A 17,867-nucleotide genomic window follows, 5' to 3' on the forward strand; every position below is an offset into this window, starting at 1 on the left:
AAGGACGACCAGCGCAGGTCCCTGCTCGTGGTCGAGGAGACGTGCTAGGCGGCCATCACCAGTTCGGCCGTTTCGACTCCAGTCGACTCGGCTTGCCGCCCGTTCGTTCCCAAGGTGTTCCCACGCTGAACTGCTCCGCCGGATGCGGCTCGCCACCGTCTGAGCTGCTCGGCGTCTCCATCGCGACTACGCCCACGGCAACCGACCCCGCGACGAGTCAGCCAAACCTGCGAACCAACCCGCCGCACGTCGCGCATGCCGTCGACCACTTCGTCCTAGACCACCACCCCCGAGCCGAACACCTAACCAGCACCTTCACCCGCGAAAACGGCAACTGGGTGTACGTCGCCCGCTTTGAGTTGCGACTCCCGACCTATTGACTCGATGGACTAGGCATGACGCCGATGTGCACCAACAGCACGGGGAGTAGGCCGCTGACCAAGGCAGCGACGATTCCAGCCTGAACTAGCACAGCTGCGACGACACCAACGATGTACCGTTTCCGATGCACGTCGAGCAGGTGCGGCCATCGGACACCGGCGCGATCTAGAATCCAGGCGTCGCCCGCGACCAAGCCCAACAACACGGCGAATATCAAGACCTGCAGTGTCCAGGCGACGTAGGCGGACCAACTCCCTGGTATGTCAGCAAGAGCCTGCAAGACAAGCGGAGGCAGTGTCACCGTAAGGAACAGGACGAGGCCTTTCGGTAGCCCACTTCCGCCACGTATTTCTGTGTAGAAATAGCCGAAGAAGAACCCGAAGATCGGCCACTGCAGCAGCTCCCAGCCGACGCTGTCCACCAGACCAAAAGCTGTGAACAGGCCATCGCCGGTCCATTCCGTGATGTGGATGATCTGGGCGACAGCCCACGGGAGGCCGAGGAGTGCCCCAACTGCTGCGGCGGCCAGGCCATGCGCCCATCTCTCGTCCTGTCGGCGCGTCGTACGGGTTGGTGAGGCGTCATCTTTGAGTCGGATGAGCCGACGCTCATTGTCGAGTGAGCGTTGCTCCTCAGCATAGGCCGCATATCCTTTTCCTGACCGAGGCGGCCTAAGATCGCGCTGCCTCGCCTCGATGCTGTCGCGTTCCCGCATGAGGCGCTTTGCGAGTACGGCAACGCGAGGAGTGAATGTGTCCCTGAAGTCCCTTTCTGCGGGGAGTGTAAATATGTACGTCAGCGCAATTCCCAGCATCAGACTGACCGGTAGGTACACAAGCTGATCGAAAGACCAATAGAAGGTCAGTGCCACATAGACAACGCCTGCTCGGCGTAGCAACCCGTGTGATGGCGCTGGGCCGTGGGGAGCGCACAGATCGGCGAGAACAACGAGAAGCGCGGCGAGCGCCAAGTAGCTCACGATGCTCAGGACATGACCGGCGACGGCTACCAGTCCGTAGGCGTCGAACTGCCAGGTCGGTGGGGGACGACGAGCGAGGATCCACAGAACTGGGGCCGAGATCGCGACTGTCGCCGCGATCGCTGCGACGGCCGGTAGCACCAGCCTGGCCTGTTGCGTGCCGCCCGATCCTTGACCGGGCCGAGAGTTTGCACTCGTTAACCTGATGGCCAGTTTCGCTGCGGCGGCAGCTGTTGCCAGGACGAGGAGTGTCCCGGCCAAAGCGAACACCAGAACCCCAATAACTGTGAGGCTCTCATCATCGAAGATCAGTTGATCGGCGACGGTGTACCAGACCGCAGCGGTTGAGGCGGCGGCTGCCACCAAGGCCGCGCGCAGCCCCGACAGCCAGACGGCAACCACTAGCCGAAGACCGACGTATCCGCAGGCAGTTGCAATCGCGATGGCCGCATACGTGAAGAGCTGAGAACGTGACGGCCCGCCCCACCACGATTCCGTCAGGAGTGCGCCGACAAACGTGACAGACTCTGCAGCCAGTAGGCCGAGCAAGAGTTGACGTGCTGAATTGCCGAGGCCGCCAGAGTCAGGCTTGGCTCCAGAACCCGACCGTGCCGCGTTTCGATGACGGCCGAAGAGGACTGCCGCCGGCCAGCAAATGCATGCGAGCGCGAAGAGTAAGGCCGTGACGCCTACGCCGTCGCGCGGATACCGCTCTAGGTCGAAGAACCGGCGCGCGAGCAGATCGGCGTGCCAATATTCGAATCGTTGTGTGGCGTCCAGCAGCGCACCCGCGCAACCGACGCCGACAGAAAGTGCTAGGAAGCTGCCGGACAGACGTACCAGGAGACCGTAGTCTTGCCACTTTCTTTCCTTCCGGAGGTCGGCGAGTAAGGTCAGGAGCAAGATGAACGGGATGCTGGCAAGTAAGTAGGGCAGGATCCGTTCTGCGACCGGAGTCTGAAACCACACCCTGCCCCACGCCTCCGGTAGGTGTTCCTTTGTGTGAACCGTAACTGTGGTGGTCCCGTCGGATTGACGGGTGAGTTCCACGCGGTCTTCCAGCAGTTGGCGCGCGTGCTGGTTCGCGCCGGCATCGACTCTGACGTCACCGCCGACGATTGTGATGATGTCCTTGCTGACCCGCTGGCCGCCGGCCTCTACCGCGATGAGTTGCTCACGCTGGTCCAGGACGGTTTGCCAGAAGGTGGTTCGGATGAGCACCCGGTTCGGGTCCGCCGGCCCGCATTTGCTTTTCGTCGCAGGCAGGATGACCGGCGGCTGGACGTCGACCATGTAGCGGTCGCGCTCGTCGTCGTCGGCGAACAGTATCTTCGAGCCAAGGAGGTTAACGTCGCCGAGCACGTCGTGCGCGAACCACATCGGCCTGGCTTGTGCTGCCCCATCTCGAATCGCCTGATGAATCGGGTGATCGGATGGCAGATATAGATCGTAGCGGCCGGTGAGTGTCGCACCGCGGATCTGCAGTACCAACTCGCGGCATTCGTTTCCCTTCGCCTCCTGGCTGATCCGGCTTGGCCACGAGGTGGGATCAGTGTCCAGATGACTCTGGCCGAGGCCGGGTGGCGTGCTGTTGTCGACAATTGCGGCCGCCAGCAGATCCATCGCCAGAATCGTCAAGAGAGCGCCGAGCAACAGGATCACGGACCGCCCGAGCATCTGCCGGCTGAAGTGTCGCTTCACTCCTCGGGTCGCGGGAACGTTCAATCTGCCTACCCCCAACAACGGGCGGCTAGGTGAGAAGCTCTGACTCCGCGTGAACGGCGGATTGGCCACCGTCGCTTGGTTGGACGGCAGGTCTCACGAAGTTCCGCGCGCCGGCGACAACGGCGCTTCTCGCTATGCCGCATCTCTACTGGCTACATCGCCAGATCAGCGGGCGTCGTTACGGCCGAACGAGCTGCAAGTGGGCTCAACCGGGATGTCGCAGCCGACGGTCTGCCGAGGCAACATCCCGGTTGGGCGTTCAGTGTAGGTGACGACCCCGGCAGTTACTCCGCGATGCTGTACGTCGGGGTGAGGGTTGCTCGGGCCAGGGTGTGGAAGCAGGGGTTGAAGCCGACTACTGCTGGGGCTGGCGTCGGAGTCGACGTCCAGGGCTTCGACGTCGATGGCGTGTACGACGAAGTAGTAGCGGTGCACCTGGTCGCCGGGAGGCGGGGCTGCGCCGCCGAAGTCTTTCGAGCCGAAGCCGTTGCGGACGTGGAACGCGCCGATGATGCGCGTCCGGCGCAGCGATCACACCAGAGTTACGCTGGGACGCGGTTCGTCCTGAGGGCCGCGCATGCGGTGCTGAACGGGAGGACAACGGTGGCTGAACGCGACTTCGGTGGACCATTTTCCCTCGCGACTCACCAGGTGGAGGCGCTCGACACCAGCTTCGTGCCCTTCGTCAACGCGCTGCTGGATGCCGAAGCCGCCGCAGCAGGGCTGGATAGCTGGCAACTGAGCACGACAGCCACTCCCAGATACCGCTGCCGTCCAAATCGATGTCGATCACTGCCGCAGCTTATCCGCCGAGTACCTCTAGTCACGCTGACCTAGTGCTGGTGGTGACCTGCGGACTTGGCAATCCCGGGAGTTGAAACCGCTCCTGACTGCTATTCGCGCCAGGCGAGCGTCGAGGTCCGCAAGGCTGCATCGGCAACGCGCATCGCGAACTCAGTCTTCAGTGCAGCCCGGGAGGAGTCGATCCAGTCCTGAATCTTCTTTGCGCCGATCTCGGCGTACTCCACCGCCTGAATGAGACACTCCAGCTTGTCGGCGTCTTTCGCGCAGATCGCCTCGATCGTTCCTTGGGCTTCGTATTCGGCGACGGCGTCAACGATGGACTGGGCTGCGCGGCTTGGCAGTCCCGCGACTTGATCGGCCGTAATGGCCTCGTTCGGCTGGGCACTCACGTATGGCTTCGCGCTGTGGGGGATGTCGCCGATGCGGGTCTCCTGGGAGTCGTGCCACAGCCCGAGGTATGCCGCGCGGGCGGGATCGCCTCCTTCCTCAGCCGCGATCAGCGCGGCGAGCTGGGCTACGCGGAGGCTGTGTTCGGCGACTGACTCCGGGTCGCGGATGCCGGCGTGCCACCAACCTGAGCGCCGGAGCCGCTTGAGGACGCCCATTTCGTAGGCGAACGCTGCGGTGCCTGTGGCGTCCTGGTCGTACGACTCGGTCATGTGATCGCCCTTCGTTGCTTAGCGGCCGGCCAACTGTGCCGCGAATCGTAAGTTTGCCAGTTCCGTCCGAGCGTGGCGGCTGAGGGCCGGGGTGTCGGCCTGCTCGATGACCTCGAACATGCGATCGCGGAGGGTTGCGCTCGACTCAAGGAGCTCGCGGCGAGCCATGACGAGGCCCAGCAGGCTGTGGATGTTCATCTCGGCGTTCTTCGGATCAGTGAGGTGCCCTATTAAATGTTCGATCAATCCGCGGCCTGACCAGAGGTCAGACCCAGAGGTCAGACCCAGAGGTCAGCATCGCCTCGTCGTCGGGGTATGTCTCGGGAATCTCACCCAGCCAGTACGCCCAGTACGTGAGCGTGCCAAGCAGTTGCTTGTTCTCCATGAGCGTCCCCTGGATGAAGTGGCGGACTGGTTCCACGTCTCCCTGTCGGGCGAGGGCCAAGCTAGCGGATCGTGTCGCGATTCCGCCTGGGACGTCGCGCAGGTCTACTGCTCGGACCGCGATGCGCCGATGCTGGTCCGCCAGCCATGTGGCCGAAGCGGGCCGGGTGTCGAAGCCCAGCATGTAGGTGGCTTGCCGGCGGATCAGCTGGGCGCGGTCATCGGCTGCCTCGGCAGCAACCAACATCTGGTCAAAGAACGACTGTTGTTGGATCGAAGTTAGCTGAGGCCGGTCCGCGACAGGTCCGCGGGACTTCGGCAAGGGAAGGTCGCGGACAATCGATGGCACTACGGCGGTGAAGGGCCAAGTTGCGAAGGCGACAAAGTCTCGTCGGTGGACGGCGTGGCCGAGTGGGTTGTCTCGTACAGTCATCGGCGTACCACCCGCGTTGATGCAGGTGGTGAGGAATTCGTCAGCCTCGACCGCCAGCGGCAGCTGCGAGACAGCCCTCACGGGTGCGCCAAGCCCCGCGAGGGCGCGTCCAAGGCGAACCAGCTCGGAGCCCTTCAATGCGCAGAGCGGCCGGCGCCCGCTCTCCCAACCTTGAATGGTGCTGTCGTCGACAGCCAGTTCCTCAGCCAGCTCGACCTGAGTTAGTCCAAGCGAGCCCCGGAGCAGCTTCAGTAGAAAGCCTGCGACCGCCCCGATCTCCGGACCTTCTGGGAAACCCTGCATGCCAGTAGGGGTTTGTGCTCTCGCCACCGCGGCAGCTGCCTCCCCGATTGTGCTGGCGGACGGTTCAACCCGCACTAGCAGTCAGTTCCTTGCTGGTCACTACCAGTATTCACTAGTTCCCATGGAAGCAGGGAGCAACAAGAGGAGCCGTGGTTGTCGTCACCTGCGGCGGTTGTCGCTGGCCTGCAGACGTTCCTCGACAACCGAGAGCCGACGTTCGAGGTTCTCCACGGTCTCGCGAAGGGCGGTCAGCTCGTCTGTCGGCGGTACTTTCCCGTCGGCGGCGACGAAGACGCCCCGGCCCTGCTGCGAATACACGAGGCCCTCGTCCCGCAGTAGGTCTATGGCCTTCTGCAGGGTCATCAGCGCCACACCCCACTGGCTGGCCAGCTCGCGGCCCGACGCGAGTCTGACGCCAGGGGCTAGTTCGCCTGTGCGGATCGCTGCCCGGAGCCCGTCGGCGACCTGCACATAGGGCGGTCTGGGGTCGTTGGTGTCCACCGTCATAACCCCACGGTAGTCGACCTAGATAACTAGATCAGTTTCAGGCGCGAAGACTTGTACGTCAGAGTGACCTAGGTTAGCCTAGGTCAACCTAGTTAATTTTAGTTAAGGAGAGCGACGGTGAGTGAAGAGACGAAGCCCAGTGATGCCGTACGGAAGTTCCTCAGCGTGGCCGCAGCCGCCGAGGTGCTCGGGTTGTCCGAGATGACGCTGTACCGGGTGATCCAGGCGAACTCATTCCCGGCGGTGAAGGTCGGTCGCAGGTTGTTCATTCCGAGTCAGGCACTGGACGACATGGCCACCGCGGCGATCGCCAGTGGGGGAGTGGTGGTACCCGAGGTGTCGGCCGAGATCGATGCGGTCGCTGCGCGGCACCACGCTCGCGCCGTGAGGCTCTCCTTGACCGGACTCACGACCTCGGACGTCGAGGAGCTCATCCGTCAGACGAACCCCGAAGCGGCTCACGCGCAGCTCGCGCCGGCGCTGGTCGCCAGGACCGGGGGGAACCCCTTCTTCGTCACCGAGCTCCTGCGGCTGCTGACCAGTGAACGGAGCCTGGACGCAGCGTCGGTCAATACGGTGCTTCCCCATCAGGTGCGTGACGTACTCCGCCGACGCATCGACCGGTTGCCCGACCGCACCCAGTCGCTCCTCAACGTGGTTGCGCTGCTCAACCGTCCCGCGGAGATCGCTCTGTTGACCGGCGTCACCGGACTGAGCGACGAGGCCGCCCTCGACGACGCCGAGGCGGCAGTGGCCAGCAGCCTGCTGATCGAGGACCCGGCATCCGGCGGCTTCCTCCTCAGCCACGACCTGGTGCGGCAGACCCTCGAGGAGATGCTGTCTGCCAACAGGCTGGCACGAATGCATGCACGCATCGCCGAGGTCATGCAGGCCGAAGAGCAGCAATCGCCGACCATGCTCCCCGAAGTCGTCGTGGAGATCGCCCGCCACCTCGTCCTCGCCGAGTCGATCGTGGGAGCCAATGCCGCGATCCCCTATCTGATCGCCGTCGCCAACGACGCCCGGAGCCGTGCATCATTCCACCTCGTCGAGCAGGCTCTGCGCACCGCGCTGGAGCTCGCCGCCCGCGTAGCCGACCCCGCTCGCCGCACGGTCCTGCAGTTCGAGCTCAGGACCCGCCTCGTGCTGCAGAGCAACGTCATCTCGGGCCCGCCGGGCTCCCGCATCTTCGGTCAGGATGACGAGCCGACGGACCAGGGAGCGATCTCGTTGGCGGAGACCGACCCCCTCGCCTGGTGGGGTGCCCAGGTCGTTCGCTTCGTCGAGGGCAGATCCGGTCAGGCCTTGGAACTGGCCGAGCAGGCGTTAGCCCGGGAGCTGCCCGACAGCATCAAGGCGATGGTGCTGCACGTGGCCGCGATCTGTCACTTCGCGACCGGAAGGTTCGAATCGGCCGACCAGCAGTTCGGCCGCTCCGAGGAGTTGGCGGAGCAGGTACGACAGCGAACCCTCGACACCCCTGATCCCTGGCTCGTCCCGCTACGCGTCTCTACACCGACGATGCGATCCATGAACGCGGTTCTGGTCGAGGATTGGGCCGGGGCCGAAGCTCACCTGAACCGGGCCCGAGATCGAGCCAGCTCCGATCCCAACGAGCTGGTGGTCGTTGAGCATTTCGCTGGCTGGGAAGCTGCGGTGCGCGGCGACGCCCGCAGCGCGATGCACCATGCCTCAGCGGCCCTGGAGCTCGGCCAGCAACTGGGCGACACGCCCTACCTGCCATTGTCTCGGATCGTCGTCGGGTGGGCCACCGCCATGGAAGGTGACGAAAGGGGTGCGGACACGGCGCGGGCGGCGTACGCCGAGTGCAAGGCGCTCAGCCTCCGCTTCCTGGCCGTGGTGCATCTTCTCTTGTGCGCAGAAGCCTGTGCGCATCACGGTCAGCTCGAGCACGCGCGAGCCCTGGTCCTGGAGTCGAGGTCAATGACCCAGCTCACCGGCGAGAGGACCGTCAACCACCGGCTCGAGCAAGTCGCTCGTCAGATCCTCCACGACGCCCAAGACCGTTCGGACTGACCCGACGTTCCGTGCGCTCACAGCTGCAGGACGATCCGCCCGCGGTCGGCGGGGATTCTCGGGTGCGCGGCCTCGAGTTCGTACGGCAGGGGCCTGAAGCCGACGGCCAGGAGTTCCTCACGCACGGCCGCGTCTTCGACCAGGGAGCAAACCATGGACGCATCGGTACGACGGAGAACGGCGACGAGCTGGTCCACAAGCAGTCTGATCGTCTCGGCCGGCGCACCGTCGCTAACCCAGATCCGCAGCAACATCACCCAGTCGCCCACCCGACGGGTCACCGCCAGCGCCGCGGCCGACCCCTCGTCGGTTGCCCAAGGGTCGGCGAACTCCCACTCCTGGTCGCGCTGACCCAATCCCTCCCCGGTCACCGACCGGTGAGCCCTTCCGTCGAGTCCGACTGGCTGGATCGGGCGCAACACCAAACGCCGGGCCTGCTGGTCCCCTGGCTCGGTCAGGAAGGCAGGCATGCGTCACCTCCACGAGATCGCGAAGCGACGACGGCCGGACGGCGAAGGAACGAGCCCGGCAGGCATGGACCATCGAGCCCGGGAGTCCATCTGCGTTTCATGGGGTCGCGTCTCTGGCCAGCAGGCGGACGGCGAGTCCGGCGTGCGTTGCCGCGCACCAGCGCGCCAGCAGCAGGACGACGGGGATGAGCAGGAGTCCGATCGCGGCGGCGATACCGGCTTTGCCCAGGGTGTCGACTGTGAGGAAGCCGAGGTTGGTGATGCCGTATTTCCGGTGCGGATGCGAGGCCGCCCAGTACCACAGCGGCATCGACATGTATGTCGCGGCCAGTCCCGCCGCGGTGATGACGGCGAGACCCCCGGCGAAGCCGACGATCGACGTCACTCCCAGCCAGGCCATGTCCTTCCAGGTCTGCGGGTCCGAGCTGAGCGTTTGCAAGTACGGGATGAACCCCCGATCGGTTGGTCGGCGGTAGGCCGCCGGGACGCGTTCGTGGCGCTGCCATCCCGCGAGCCTGCGGTCGACCCATGTGGTCCAGCGCAGGACGTGGACGAAGCCGAGCCAGACGAACACCCCGACGATGAGGAACAGCAGAGAGGCGGTCACGGCAGCGCCGGTGACCAGGATGGTGAAGCAAGCGATGCTCCACGCGAACACGGCACCGCAGTAGAGGACGTCACGCAGAGCCGCCCTCGTCCACGCTTTGATCCGCCCCTGCCTTGGCTCGGCATCGGTGCCCTGCGGCACCGTCTCGTGATCGTCGCGGTGTGCTGCCTCGGCAATCCGGTATAGCTCGACGTGTTGCATGTCCTTCTCCTTCGAGGTGAAACACCTGGATCGGTGTCGATGACGCGCGTTACACCACGGCGAACACGAGCGCGCCGGCGAGGAGGAAGCTCGGTGCCGTGTGGGTGATGAGTCCCATCCACGTGCTCTGGAAGCGACGCGTGGGATAGGCCTGGTTGACGATGCCGTCGATCAGCGTGGCCGGCATGCTCCAGGGCTGGTGCAGGTGGTAGAGCGTGAACAGGACACCGTTGGCGACGACGTCGCCGCGTCCGAAGACCCTTCGGCTGCGTGGCAGCAGCAGCCCGCGGAAGAGCAGCTCCTCGGCCACGGGGGCGAGGAAGACGACCGCGACGACGAGTCCGTAGCCGAGCCAGTTGCCGCTGAAGTAGTGGTCCAACCGGTCGGTTCCGAGTGCTTTGGGGAGGTCCCTGGGCAGGGGGCCGATCGGGTCGATGGGCAACGCATTCACGGCGGCCGAGAGTACGACGAACGGGAGCACCCACCACCAGACCTTGTCACCTACTCGCCCGGTCTTCGGGTCTTTGGGTGCGCGCAACCACAGGGCGTCACGCACACGTGGCCAGGCGAGCGACCCCTGCTCGCGGCGTACAAGAATGAGGACCAGGGTGATCATCCAGAGCAACCCGACGCTGAAACAGAGCAGGAGTGCCTCGATGAACGGGTCCCGACCGCCGAGCCGGTGACCCAGCCAGGGGGTGATGACCCAGGCGAGGAGGCCCATCGGGACGGTGACCGCGACCCACACGCCGAGGATCTGGCCGAGGGAGTACTGCGGCATCTTGAGGCGGTCGGTCGTTTCATCGAGACCTCGGTCCGACATCGGCTGCGGTGTCGTGTTCGTCATGGCGTGTGTTCCTTTCGAATCAAGACGCTCTTTGGCGTCGGAGCTCTGTGGCGGGGTCGACGTCAGCGTTGACGAGGGACCTGCCGGACAGTCGCCGGTGGACCGTCACCAGGCCCGCGAGAATGACGAGCGCCGGCACGTACTGCCAGCCGTCGGGCACCACGGACAAGGCGCCCGAGGCGTTGAAGGATGCGTGCAGCATCGCTGCTGCGAGCACGCTGCCATGCGTGTCGACCAGCAGGAGACCGATGACGTAGCGGAAGAACGGCAGCGCCCCCAGCAGGAACGCCCAGTTGACGAACGCTTCCGACCAGGTCGTGCCGGTCCACCCGTCCGCCTCGAACGCGAGCGGCAGGTGGATCAGCCCGAAGGGGATGACGGTGAGCATCGAGCCCACGAGCAGGCCGTGCCGGTCCATGAGGCGTAGCTGGACGAAACCGGACCAGGTGGTCTCCTCCCACAGGCTCGCGGTGAGAGCGATCAGCGCGAACAGGACCAGGTAGGTCAGGACTTCGCCGGCCCAGCCGTGCTCGGGGGAGTGCAGGGTCCCGGTCGCGGCGGCCACGCCGATGGTAAGGATCGGCATGGCGACCAACACGAGTGCCCAGCGTCCGGCGCCGATCCGCCACTTCGTCAGGCCGCCGAAGAGCCGTCGTACGGCGCCGCGCCCGCCGATCTAGGTCGTGATCAACGTGGCGGCGGCGGTCAGCAGCAGCAGCTCGGCGAGCTTGCCGGGGAACAGGTCGACGCCCGCAAGCAGCAGCACCGTCTGCAGTGCCAGGGTGGGCCCGATCGTCAGCACGCACAGCGTGGTGATCGGTCGGTCGACGGCGACCTGCTTCAGGTACGGAGGGGTGACGGTCGACATGCTGGTTCTCCTTGGTCCGGCGTTGGTCAACGGAGCACGAGCGCGAGTGCGATGACGATGAAGAAGACCGTCTGCCCGCTGTGGACCGCGATTCCGATGAGCGAGCTGCGCCAGCGGCGTGAGGGCAGTGCCTCGGCAAACGTGTCGACCAGGAAGGTTTGCGGGATCACCCACGGCTCGTGCAGGTGGTAGCAGGCGAAGAGCAAGCCGTTGACCAGCCAGTCGGCTCGACCGAACGTGCCCATGCGGGGCAGCAGGAGACCCCGGAAGAACAGCTCTTCGCCGAGAGCGGTGTTGAAGACGAACTGGACGACCAGGATGACGAACCAGACCCAGTTGCCGGACATGAACGCTTGCCCGCTGTCAGAGCCGAAGAAGAGCCCGGAGTCCCGAGTGGCCGGTGTTGGGAGTGCCGGCAACACCTCTTCGAGGGCCAGCAGCACCATCAACGGGATGATCATCCACCACAGCCGGTTGCTGCGCTTTCCGGTGCGGGGGCTGATGGGAGCGTTGAGCCACAGGGCCTTCTTGAGCACCGGCCAGCGCAGCGATCCTTGTTCGCGCCGTACCACGATGAGCACCAAGGTGAACTGCCAGATCAGCCCGGCCCCGAGGGTCAGGATCAATGCTCGAGGCAGCGCGGCGGGTCCGGAGAAGGTCCGAGCCAGCAAGGGGGCGACGACCCAGGCGAGTATCCCCATGGGGATCGCCGCAGCCGCCCATACCTTCATCACCGTGCTGCGCGTCCACGTAGGGATCTGGAGTGTCCGAACGGAGGTGTCATTTGTCGTCATGTCAGGCTTCCCAAGTCGCGTGGGATTCTGGATTGGAGAGGATTGCTCGGACACATCACCGGGATGGGCCGATCAGCGTGGGCGGTCTTGAACATGAAATAGACCCTGCAGGTGGGGGCTTGCACGATCCTTGACACCTGCAAGGCGACGACTTGCACGCCACTCACTAGGTGTCAGAAACGCCGCGCCCAGCCTGCCGTCCGACAGCATCCAGCGCCGCGAGCCGAACCCGGCGTTCTACCAGTGCCCCTCACGGGCACCACGGCCCAGTGGCGGCCTGGGCACGTTGTGGGTGATCGACGGGCAGACGAATACGGTGACAGCCACGGTTTCCTTGGCCGACAACCCATTCGGGGTGGTGTCCCGGTCGCGACGAACCCGATGACCAATACCATCTACGTCGCTCACACCAACAGCGACCTCAGCGGTACCTTGTCGGTGATCAGCGGACAGACGAACACGGTTACGGCCACGGTTCCCGTAGAGCAGTTCCCACTAGGGTCGCGACCAACCCTCTGACCAACACTGTCTAGGTGGCCAACACTGGAAGCAGCTCGGTGTCGGTCGTTCTCCGCACCTGACGCAGACGCAGACGAGCAGGCGTACCGCCGAGCCGCCGGATCGACGCGCAAGCAGGATCACAACGTCGTCGCTGCCCGATGCGCCGACAACCGCGTTCTGCTGGCCTTTGAAGAACCGATCCGCATCGCCGTCCCACATGTAGTCGCCCCACACGCTGAGCGTGGCCGTAGTCCGTGTCGACAGCCTGGTCAAGTAACAGGGTTCCCATGCGGCCGGATCCACGACCGGATGCCGATGGCGATCGTGCCGGACGCGTGGGCCGAGTGGCTGGATCCCCGCAACCACGACGTCGACCAGCTCAGAGCGCTGATGGCGCCGCCGGTCGACGGCAGTCTCGATTTGTACGCGGTGTCGAAGGCCGTGGACAGCGTGAAGAACAACGGCCCTGAGCTGCTGGAGCCGCTCCCCGCTGAGGGCTGAGGGCTCGTCTGCGAGCTGTCGATCCTGTACCAGCTGGGTAGTTGATCCAGAAGATCTACCGCCAGCTGGGTCGATCACGTCGGCACTGCGGGGATCGCTACCCAGGATGAGATCCGGCGCATGTCCTCGTTCTTCACCGTGTGAGCCTCCGGGACATGTTGTGAAGACGTAACCAGCCTCAGCCCAGCCCTAGGCGCTGCTGCACCTACTCCGCGGCTTGCCCGGGGTTCAGTTCCCGCAACAGCTTCCGGGGTGTCCGAGTGCGCAGAACACCTTCCGGTAGGTCAGGTTGTCAATGTCGGCCCCGCGTAGCCGACCCTCAGCCGTCTGCCGAGCGTCCACGATTCTCCGCACCTGCTGCCGGGTCATCTCTTCGTCCACTCGATCAGGCTAGTCCGAGCACGACGGCTGCCGGACTCACCGCGGCCTCTCCGGCGAGCAGGAGGGTGTCGCCCGGGGCCGGGGCAACGGCGACAGCGTAGCCGCGTTCATCCCAGTCACGGTAGGGCTCGGTTCTTCACCACGTTCGCCTCGAGCATCGGAGTGAAGAACCACGGCTTAGGAACGGGACACACTGACACCGCCGTCCCGACTATTCGGGTGTCGGTAAGAGCGCTGTCACCAGCCGCAAGCGACACTGCGAAACCGTCCGCGATTGGGCCCTCTGGGTCGTCGATCGATGCATCCGCAGCGGCGTCGTCACACGCCTCACGGTCGACCGCGGCGGCCCTCAGCTGATCCCCCGAACCTGCCTGTAAGAAGTTAGCTACGCACGCCGTGCTCAGGGCGAGCCGCAGCGGATTCGGTCCTCGACCCCGGCGTGGCCGCGGTGTTTGGACGCACGAAGTCCCCAATGGGCGCCTCTGCACGCTTGTCTTGACACTCGCTGATGTGGCGAGGACGGTGAAACTTGAGTGCGCGCCAACTTGGCGATGGGGCTGACTCTCCACCCATGCAGAGTGAGGGTCCGCTCCGGACTCCGGTCGAAGGTTGGATCGCGCGGTGGGGAGTCTCGATGAAGATTCGACGCGTTCGTGGTTTGCTGCTCGTGGCCGTCCTCGGTGCCGGGATGCTCGCTTCGACGGCCTTCGTGCCAGCCGCGCAGTCCGCGACCGCTGAGTCACCGCGGTACAGCATCGACTTCGCTCTGTGTCCGGGATCGACAGTGGCCCAATGCGGCACCCTGCGCGTGCCAGCGGACTGGTCACATCCGAAGGGTCCGAAGATCAACGTGGCCGTGGCTCGCCGCCCCGCCGACGACCCCGCGCACCGGATCGGCACGCTGTTCTACAACCCCGGCGGCCCGGGAGACGGTGCCGTCCGCTACGTCATTGAAGCCGATACCTTCTTCTCCGCCACGCTGCGAGCTCGCTTCGACATCGTCGGCCTCGATCCGAGAGGCGTCGGCGCAAGCACCCCGATCAGATGCGGCGTGCCGGCATTGACCCCCGACTACACGTTCTTCCCCCGAACGCAGCGGGAGTTCGACGCGATGGTCGCCCACAATCGCGCGCTCGCGAAGAGCTGCCTGCAGCAGACCGGACCACTGTTCCTGCACGCAGACACCGTGAGCGTCGCCCGCGACCACGAGGCGGTCCGCATCGCCCTCGGCGTCTCGAAGGTGAACTGGCTGGGCCTGTCCTACGGCACCCAGGTCGGCGCGCAGTATGCCCAGCTGTACCCGAACCGCACGCGAGCCATGGTCCTGGACGCGGCCCTCGACCACAGCAGCCCGGAAGTGCAGCTGACCGCCGATGCGACCAAGACCGTGGAGGAGGCGTTCAACCGGTTCGTCGAATGGTGTGAGACCGCCGACGACTGCGTACTGCGGGGCCAGGATGTCGCTGCCCTCTACGACCAACTCGTCAAGAGCGCCGACCAGAATCCGATCCCCGTCGAGGGCGCCCTGCGCCCGGTGACCGGCGCCGACATCCGGATGACCACCCCGACCTGGCTCCTCGCGAAGACGCCCAACGTCCTCGTGGGCGAGCTGTCCTGGCCCGTGTTCTCCGAGGTGCTCCGTCGAGCCATAGCCGGGCAGGCCGAGTTCTTCGCTTTCCCACCACCTCAGGGTCCCACCGACAACCTCTTCGCCCGGATAGCGAATCACTGCGGTGACTATGTGGCCGACATCCACACCTTCGCCGAGATGCAACAGCGGATCGAGATGGCCCGGCAGCTGGCGCCTCACCTGCAGGGTGGTTCGGAGTTTTGGCTGGCGGGATTGTGCATCGGCTGGCCCTTCAAGGTCGCCAATCCGCAGCGCAGCCTGGATGTGAAGGGCGTGCCCACACTGATCGTCCATTCGACGCACGACCCGTCCGTCTCATACCAGTGGGCCTTCGGCCTGGCCGAGCAGATCCGCGGCAGCAGCGTGCTGTCCCGCATCGGTGACGGCCACACCTCGTACTACACCTCGGACTGCGCGCGAGACGCGACAGACCAGTTCCTGCTCACCATGCGATCCGCAGCCGCCCCGGTCTGCGCCACCTAGCCTTTGGGACAGGGCTGGGCTAGCCCCAATACCGTTCAGTTAAGATGACAGTGGTGTAGTTTGTGGGGCATGCCGCGTGCGGGTTGGAAGAAGCCGGAGTCGGATCGTCGGTTGTCGGACTTGGTGTCGGTTGGGGTGTTGACGCGGGTGTTCCCGCCGGTGCTGGTCGATGAGGTGATCGCGCAGGTTGGTCGGACCGAGCGGCGGCATCGTTCGTTGCCGGCGCGGGTGATGGCGTACTTCTCGATCGGGATGGCGTTGTACTCCGAGGGCTCGTATGAGGATGTGTTGGTCCAGTTGACCGACGGGCTGTCGTGGGCTTCGGGGTGGCAGGAGGCGTACTCGCCGCCGAGTAAGTCGGCGATCTTCCAGGCTCGGGTGCGGTTGGGTTCGGAGCCGTTGGCCGCGTTGTTCGAACGGGTGGCCAGGCCGATCGGTGGTGAGGCGACCCCGGGTGTGTGGTTGGCCGGACGCCGGCTGGTCGCGGTCGATGGGACCTGCCTCGATGTGGCCGATACGACGGGGAACGCGGAGTTCTTCGGCAGGCCCGGTGTCAACAAGGGCGAGCAGGCGGCCTTCCCGCAGGCCCGGGTCGTGGCGTTGGCCGAGTGCGGCACCCACGCGGTGTTCGCCGCACAGGTCGGCGCCTACACCCAGTCCGAGGCGACCTTGATCGGCTCGTTACTGGACCGGCTGGAGCCGGGGATGCTGCTCTTGGCCGACCGTGGGTTCTTCTCCTATGCCCTGTGGCGCAAGGCGATCGCGACCGGCGCGGACCTGTTGTGGCGAGTCCGCACCGACAAGGCCGGCCCCCAGCCGACCCACGTGCAAGACCTCGAGGATGGCTCTTGGCTGGCTCACCTGCGCCGGTCCACACCGGCTGCAGCCCGCCGCGAGGAGCCGATGCTGGTCCGGGTCATCGACTACAGCATCGACGACGGGCGCGAGAATCCCACCACCTACCGGCTGTTCAGCACCGTGCTGGATCCGGCCGAGGTCAGCGCGGTCGACCTGGCCGCGGCCTACACCCAGCGGTGGGAGATCGAACTGGTCTTCGATGAGCTCAAGACCCACCAACGCGGCCCTCGCACGGTGCTGCGATCGAAGTCCCCCGACCTGGTCCTCCAAGAAATCTGGGGACACCTGTGCTGCCACTACGCGATCCGCACGCTCATGGCCGAGGCGGCGCACCACTTCGGGCACGACCCGGACCGGGTCAGCTTCGTCGCCGCGCCGCGGATCACCAGGCAAACCATCGCCCACCCGGGCGCATTTTCCCCCTGACCAGCGCGGCCGCGACAGCCCCGGGTGGCCCGAGTTCCTCCGCCGCCTTCTCCGACGACTCAACCCCAACCGCCGCCTGCGCACCGCACCGCGCGTCATCAAGCGCAAGATGCCCAAATGGCACGTCAAACGCTCCCACCACGCGGCATGGCCCCAACCCGGTCACGCCGCGACCTACACCATCCTCGCGCCTAACTGAACGGTATTGGGGCTAGCCCTGCCCGCTGCGCAGGGCTAGCTGCGGTGCCGACGCACTCAAGGCGGGCTGAACAGATCAGATTGGTCCCCACGGCGGGATTCGAATCCGCGACGCACGGTTTAGGAAACCAGCGCTCAAGCCCGGGTGTTCGGGTATCGCCAGGGGTTGGTCGCCGGGCTGATCGTTCTGATGACGTTGTCCGCGGTCGGATGCCGAGGCACGGCACCCTCCCGGGCAGGTTCTGCCGCTGAGCCCACGTCATCCGCCTCAGGGTCACAGCCGCAGCCGAGCGCGCCACCACCGGCAACAGGCACCGCGCGGATCGTCAGCACCCACCTGGTGAAGGGCCGCACCTGGGATCTCACGGTGCGGTCGCCGGCGGTCGGTACGGACATCCACGTGCGGCTGCTGCTGCCGCGCAGATTCACCAGCGCCCCGGCCCGACGATGGCCGGCGCTGTACCTGCTGCACGGATGCTGTGACAGTTACCTCAGCTGGACCAGGTCGACCGACATCGAGCGGCTCCGAGAGACCTGGACGCCCTGGTCGTGATGCCGGATGGCGGCAAACCGCGCCGCGTGGCATTACTCGTGGCACAAAATTGCGGATACTCGTGGTCTCGCGCTCGCTGGGGGCGGCCGTGTTGCTAGAAGCGCTGGTAGAGAGCGGATGCGACGCTGTCGTTCTTCCTCGTAATGAGAAGGTCGTCGGTTCGAATCCGACCGGCGGCTCCACCTCGCGAGCTCCCCGGGCTGGTCATCAAGGAGTTCAGACGCTGTGCCCTTCGACTGGTTCGACGGCTGCAGCGCCTCGACATCCGAACGGCGACATGAGCTGACCACCGGCGGATGCTGGTGGCGTGGCCAGGGTGTGGCGCCGCGGGAAGTGT

At 65.5% G+C, this 17,867-nt stretch carries 18 protein-coding genes; 6 read left to right on the forward strand and 12 right to left on the reverse strand.

The window, feature by feature from the left end; genetic code table 11:
* Nucleotides 1–373 precede the first annotated feature (373 nt).
* A complete protein-coding gene (locus OG558_RS15515; protein WP_405070891.1) occupies nucleotides 374–3,022 on the reverse strand; it encodes a hypothetical protein in 2,649 nt (882 codons plus the stop codon).
* 228 nt (nucleotides 3,023–3,250) lie between these two features.
* The gene (locus OG558_RS15520; protein ID WP_405072170.1) at nucleotides 3,251–3,613 is read right to left on the reverse strand and encodes a hypothetical protein; all 363 of its coding nucleotides are present in this window, start codon (nucleotides 3,611–3,613) and stop codon (nucleotides 3,251–3,253) included.
* Here OG558_RS15520 and OG558_RS15525 point away from each other — a divergent pair.
* Nucleotides 3,494–3,922 carry a hypothetical protein gene (locus OG558_RS15525; protein ID WP_405070892.1) on the forward strand — a complete coding sequence of 143 codons (429 nt, stop codon included), beginning with the start codon at nucleotides 3,494–3,496 and terminating at the stop codon, nucleotides 3,920–3,922. The two genes, OG558_RS15520 and OG558_RS15525, sit on opposite strands and share 120 nt — an antisense overlap.
* Nucleotides 3,923–3,978: 56 nt before the next feature.
* Here the strand turns inward: OG558_RS15525 and OG558_RS15530 are convergent, their stop codons facing one another.
* From OG558_RS15530 to OG558_RS15545, 4 genes are all read right to left on the reverse strand, one after another.
* A complete protein-coding gene (locus OG558_RS15530) occupies nucleotides 3,979–4,548 on the reverse strand; it encodes an HD family hydrolase (protein ID WP_405070893.1) in 570 nt (189 codons plus the stop codon).
* Nucleotides 4,549–4,566: 18 nt separating this feature from the next.
* A complete protein-coding gene (locus tag OG558_RS15535) occupies nucleotides 4,567–4,746 on the reverse strand; it encodes a hypothetical protein (RefSeq protein ID WP_405070894.1) in 180 nt (59 codons plus the stop codon).
* Nucleotides 4,747–4,813: 67 nt separating this feature from the next.
* Nucleotides 4,814–5,668 (reverse strand): helix-turn-helix domain-containing protein, encoded by an 855-nt coding sequence (locus OG558_RS15540; RefSeq protein ID WP_405070895.1) that lies wholly within the window; start codon nucleotides 5,666–5,668, stop codon nucleotides 4,814–4,816.
* A gap of 159 nt (nucleotides 5,669–5,827) precedes the next feature.
* Nucleotides 5,828–6,175, reverse strand: coding sequence for a GntR family transcriptional regulator (locus tag OG558_RS15545; protein ID WP_405070896.1), 348 nt, complete (start codon nucleotides 6,173–6,175; stop codon nucleotides 5,828–5,830).
* A gap of 117 nt (nucleotides 6,176–6,292) precedes the next feature.
* Here OG558_RS15545 and OG558_RS15550 point away from each other — a divergent pair, with 117 nt between their 5' ends.
* Complete coding sequence (locus tag OG558_RS15550) at nucleotides 6,293–8,212, forward strand: helix-turn-helix domain-containing protein (protein WP_405070897.1); 1,920 nt, start codon at nucleotides 6,293–6,295, stop codon at nucleotides 8,210–8,212.
* A 17-nt stretch (nucleotides 8,213–8,229) separates the two neighbouring features.
* Here OG558_RS15550 and OG558_RS15555 read toward each other — a convergent pair whose 3' ends face one another.
* The 6 genes from OG558_RS15555 to OG558_RS15580 form a co-directional block, all read right to left on the reverse strand.
* Complete coding sequence (locus tag OG558_RS15555) at nucleotides 8,230–8,682, reverse strand: hypothetical protein (protein WP_405070898.1); 453 nt, start codon at nucleotides 8,680–8,682, stop codon at nucleotides 8,230–8,232.
* A gap of 97 nt (nucleotides 8,683–8,779) precedes the next feature.
* Nucleotides 8,780–9,490: a sensor domain-containing protein gene (locus OG558_RS15560; RefSeq protein WP_405070899.1), complete on the reverse strand. Its 711-nt coding sequence runs from the start codon at nucleotides 9,488–9,490 to the stop codon at nucleotides 8,780–8,782.
* A 49-nt stretch (nucleotides 9,491–9,539) separates the two neighbouring features.
* Nucleotides 9,540–10,337 (reverse strand): CPBP family intramembrane glutamic endopeptidase, encoded by a 798-nt coding sequence (locus OG558_RS15565; protein WP_405070900.1) that lies wholly within the window; start codon nucleotides 10,335–10,337, stop codon nucleotides 9,540–9,542.
* A gap of 19 nt (nucleotides 10,338–10,356) precedes the next feature.
* Nucleotides 10,357–10,923: a type II CAAX prenyl endopeptidase Rce1 family protein gene (locus tag OG558_RS15570; RefSeq protein ID WP_405070901.1), complete on the reverse strand. Its 567-nt coding sequence runs from the start codon at nucleotides 10,921–10,923 to the stop codon at nucleotides 10,357–10,359.
* Between the two features lie 90 nt (nucleotides 10,924–11,013).
* Nucleotides 11,014–11,205 (reverse strand): hypothetical protein, encoded by a 192-nt coding sequence (locus tag OG558_RS15575; protein ID WP_405070902.1) that lies wholly within the window; start codon nucleotides 11,203–11,205, stop codon nucleotides 11,014–11,016.
* A gap of 26 nt (nucleotides 11,206–11,231) precedes the next feature.
* Nucleotides 11,232–11,999: a CPBP family intramembrane glutamic endopeptidase gene (locus OG558_RS15580; protein ID WP_405070903.1), complete on the reverse strand. Its 768-nt coding sequence runs from the start codon at nucleotides 11,997–11,999 to the stop codon at nucleotides 11,232–11,234.
* A gap of 798 nt (nucleotides 12,000–12,797) precedes the next feature.
* Here OG558_RS15580 and OG558_RS15585 point away from each other — a divergent pair.
* The 4 genes from OG558_RS15585 (at nucleotide 12,798) to OG558_RS15600 (ending at nucleotide 17,530) form a co-directional block, all read left to right on the forward strand.
* Nucleotides 12,798–13,001 carry an SOS response-associated peptidase family protein gene (locus OG558_RS15585; protein ID WP_405072171.1) on the forward strand — a complete coding sequence of 68 codons (204 nt, stop codon included), beginning with the start codon at nucleotides 12,798–12,800 and terminating at the stop codon, nucleotides 12,999–13,001.
* Between the two features lie 1,015 nt (nucleotides 13,002–14,016).
* The gene (locus OG558_RS15590; protein WP_405070904.1) at nucleotides 14,017–15,495 is read left to right on the forward strand and encodes an alpha/beta fold hydrolase; all 1,479 of its coding nucleotides are present in this window, start codon (nucleotides 14,017–14,019) and stop codon (nucleotides 15,493–15,495) included.
* 69 nt (nucleotides 15,496–15,564) lie between these two features.
* Nucleotides 15,565–16,779, forward strand: a complete 1,215-nt coding sequence (locus tag OG558_RS15595; protein WP_405070905.1) for an IS4 family transposase — start codon at nucleotides 15,565–15,567, stop codon at nucleotides 16,777–16,779.
* A 538-nt stretch (nucleotides 16,780–17,317) separates the two neighbouring features.
* Complete coding sequence (locus OG558_RS15600) at nucleotides 17,318–17,530, forward strand: alpha/beta hydrolase-fold protein (protein ID WP_405070906.1); 213 nt, start codon at nucleotides 17,318–17,320, stop codon at nucleotides 17,528–17,530.
* Nucleotides 17,531–17,867: the final 337 nt, after the last annotated feature.

It is taken from the genome of Kribbella sp. NBC_01510 (assembly GCF_045040325.1).
Taxonomy (GTDB): Bacteria; Actinomycetota; Actinomycetes; order Propionibacteriales; family Kribbellaceae; genus Kribbella.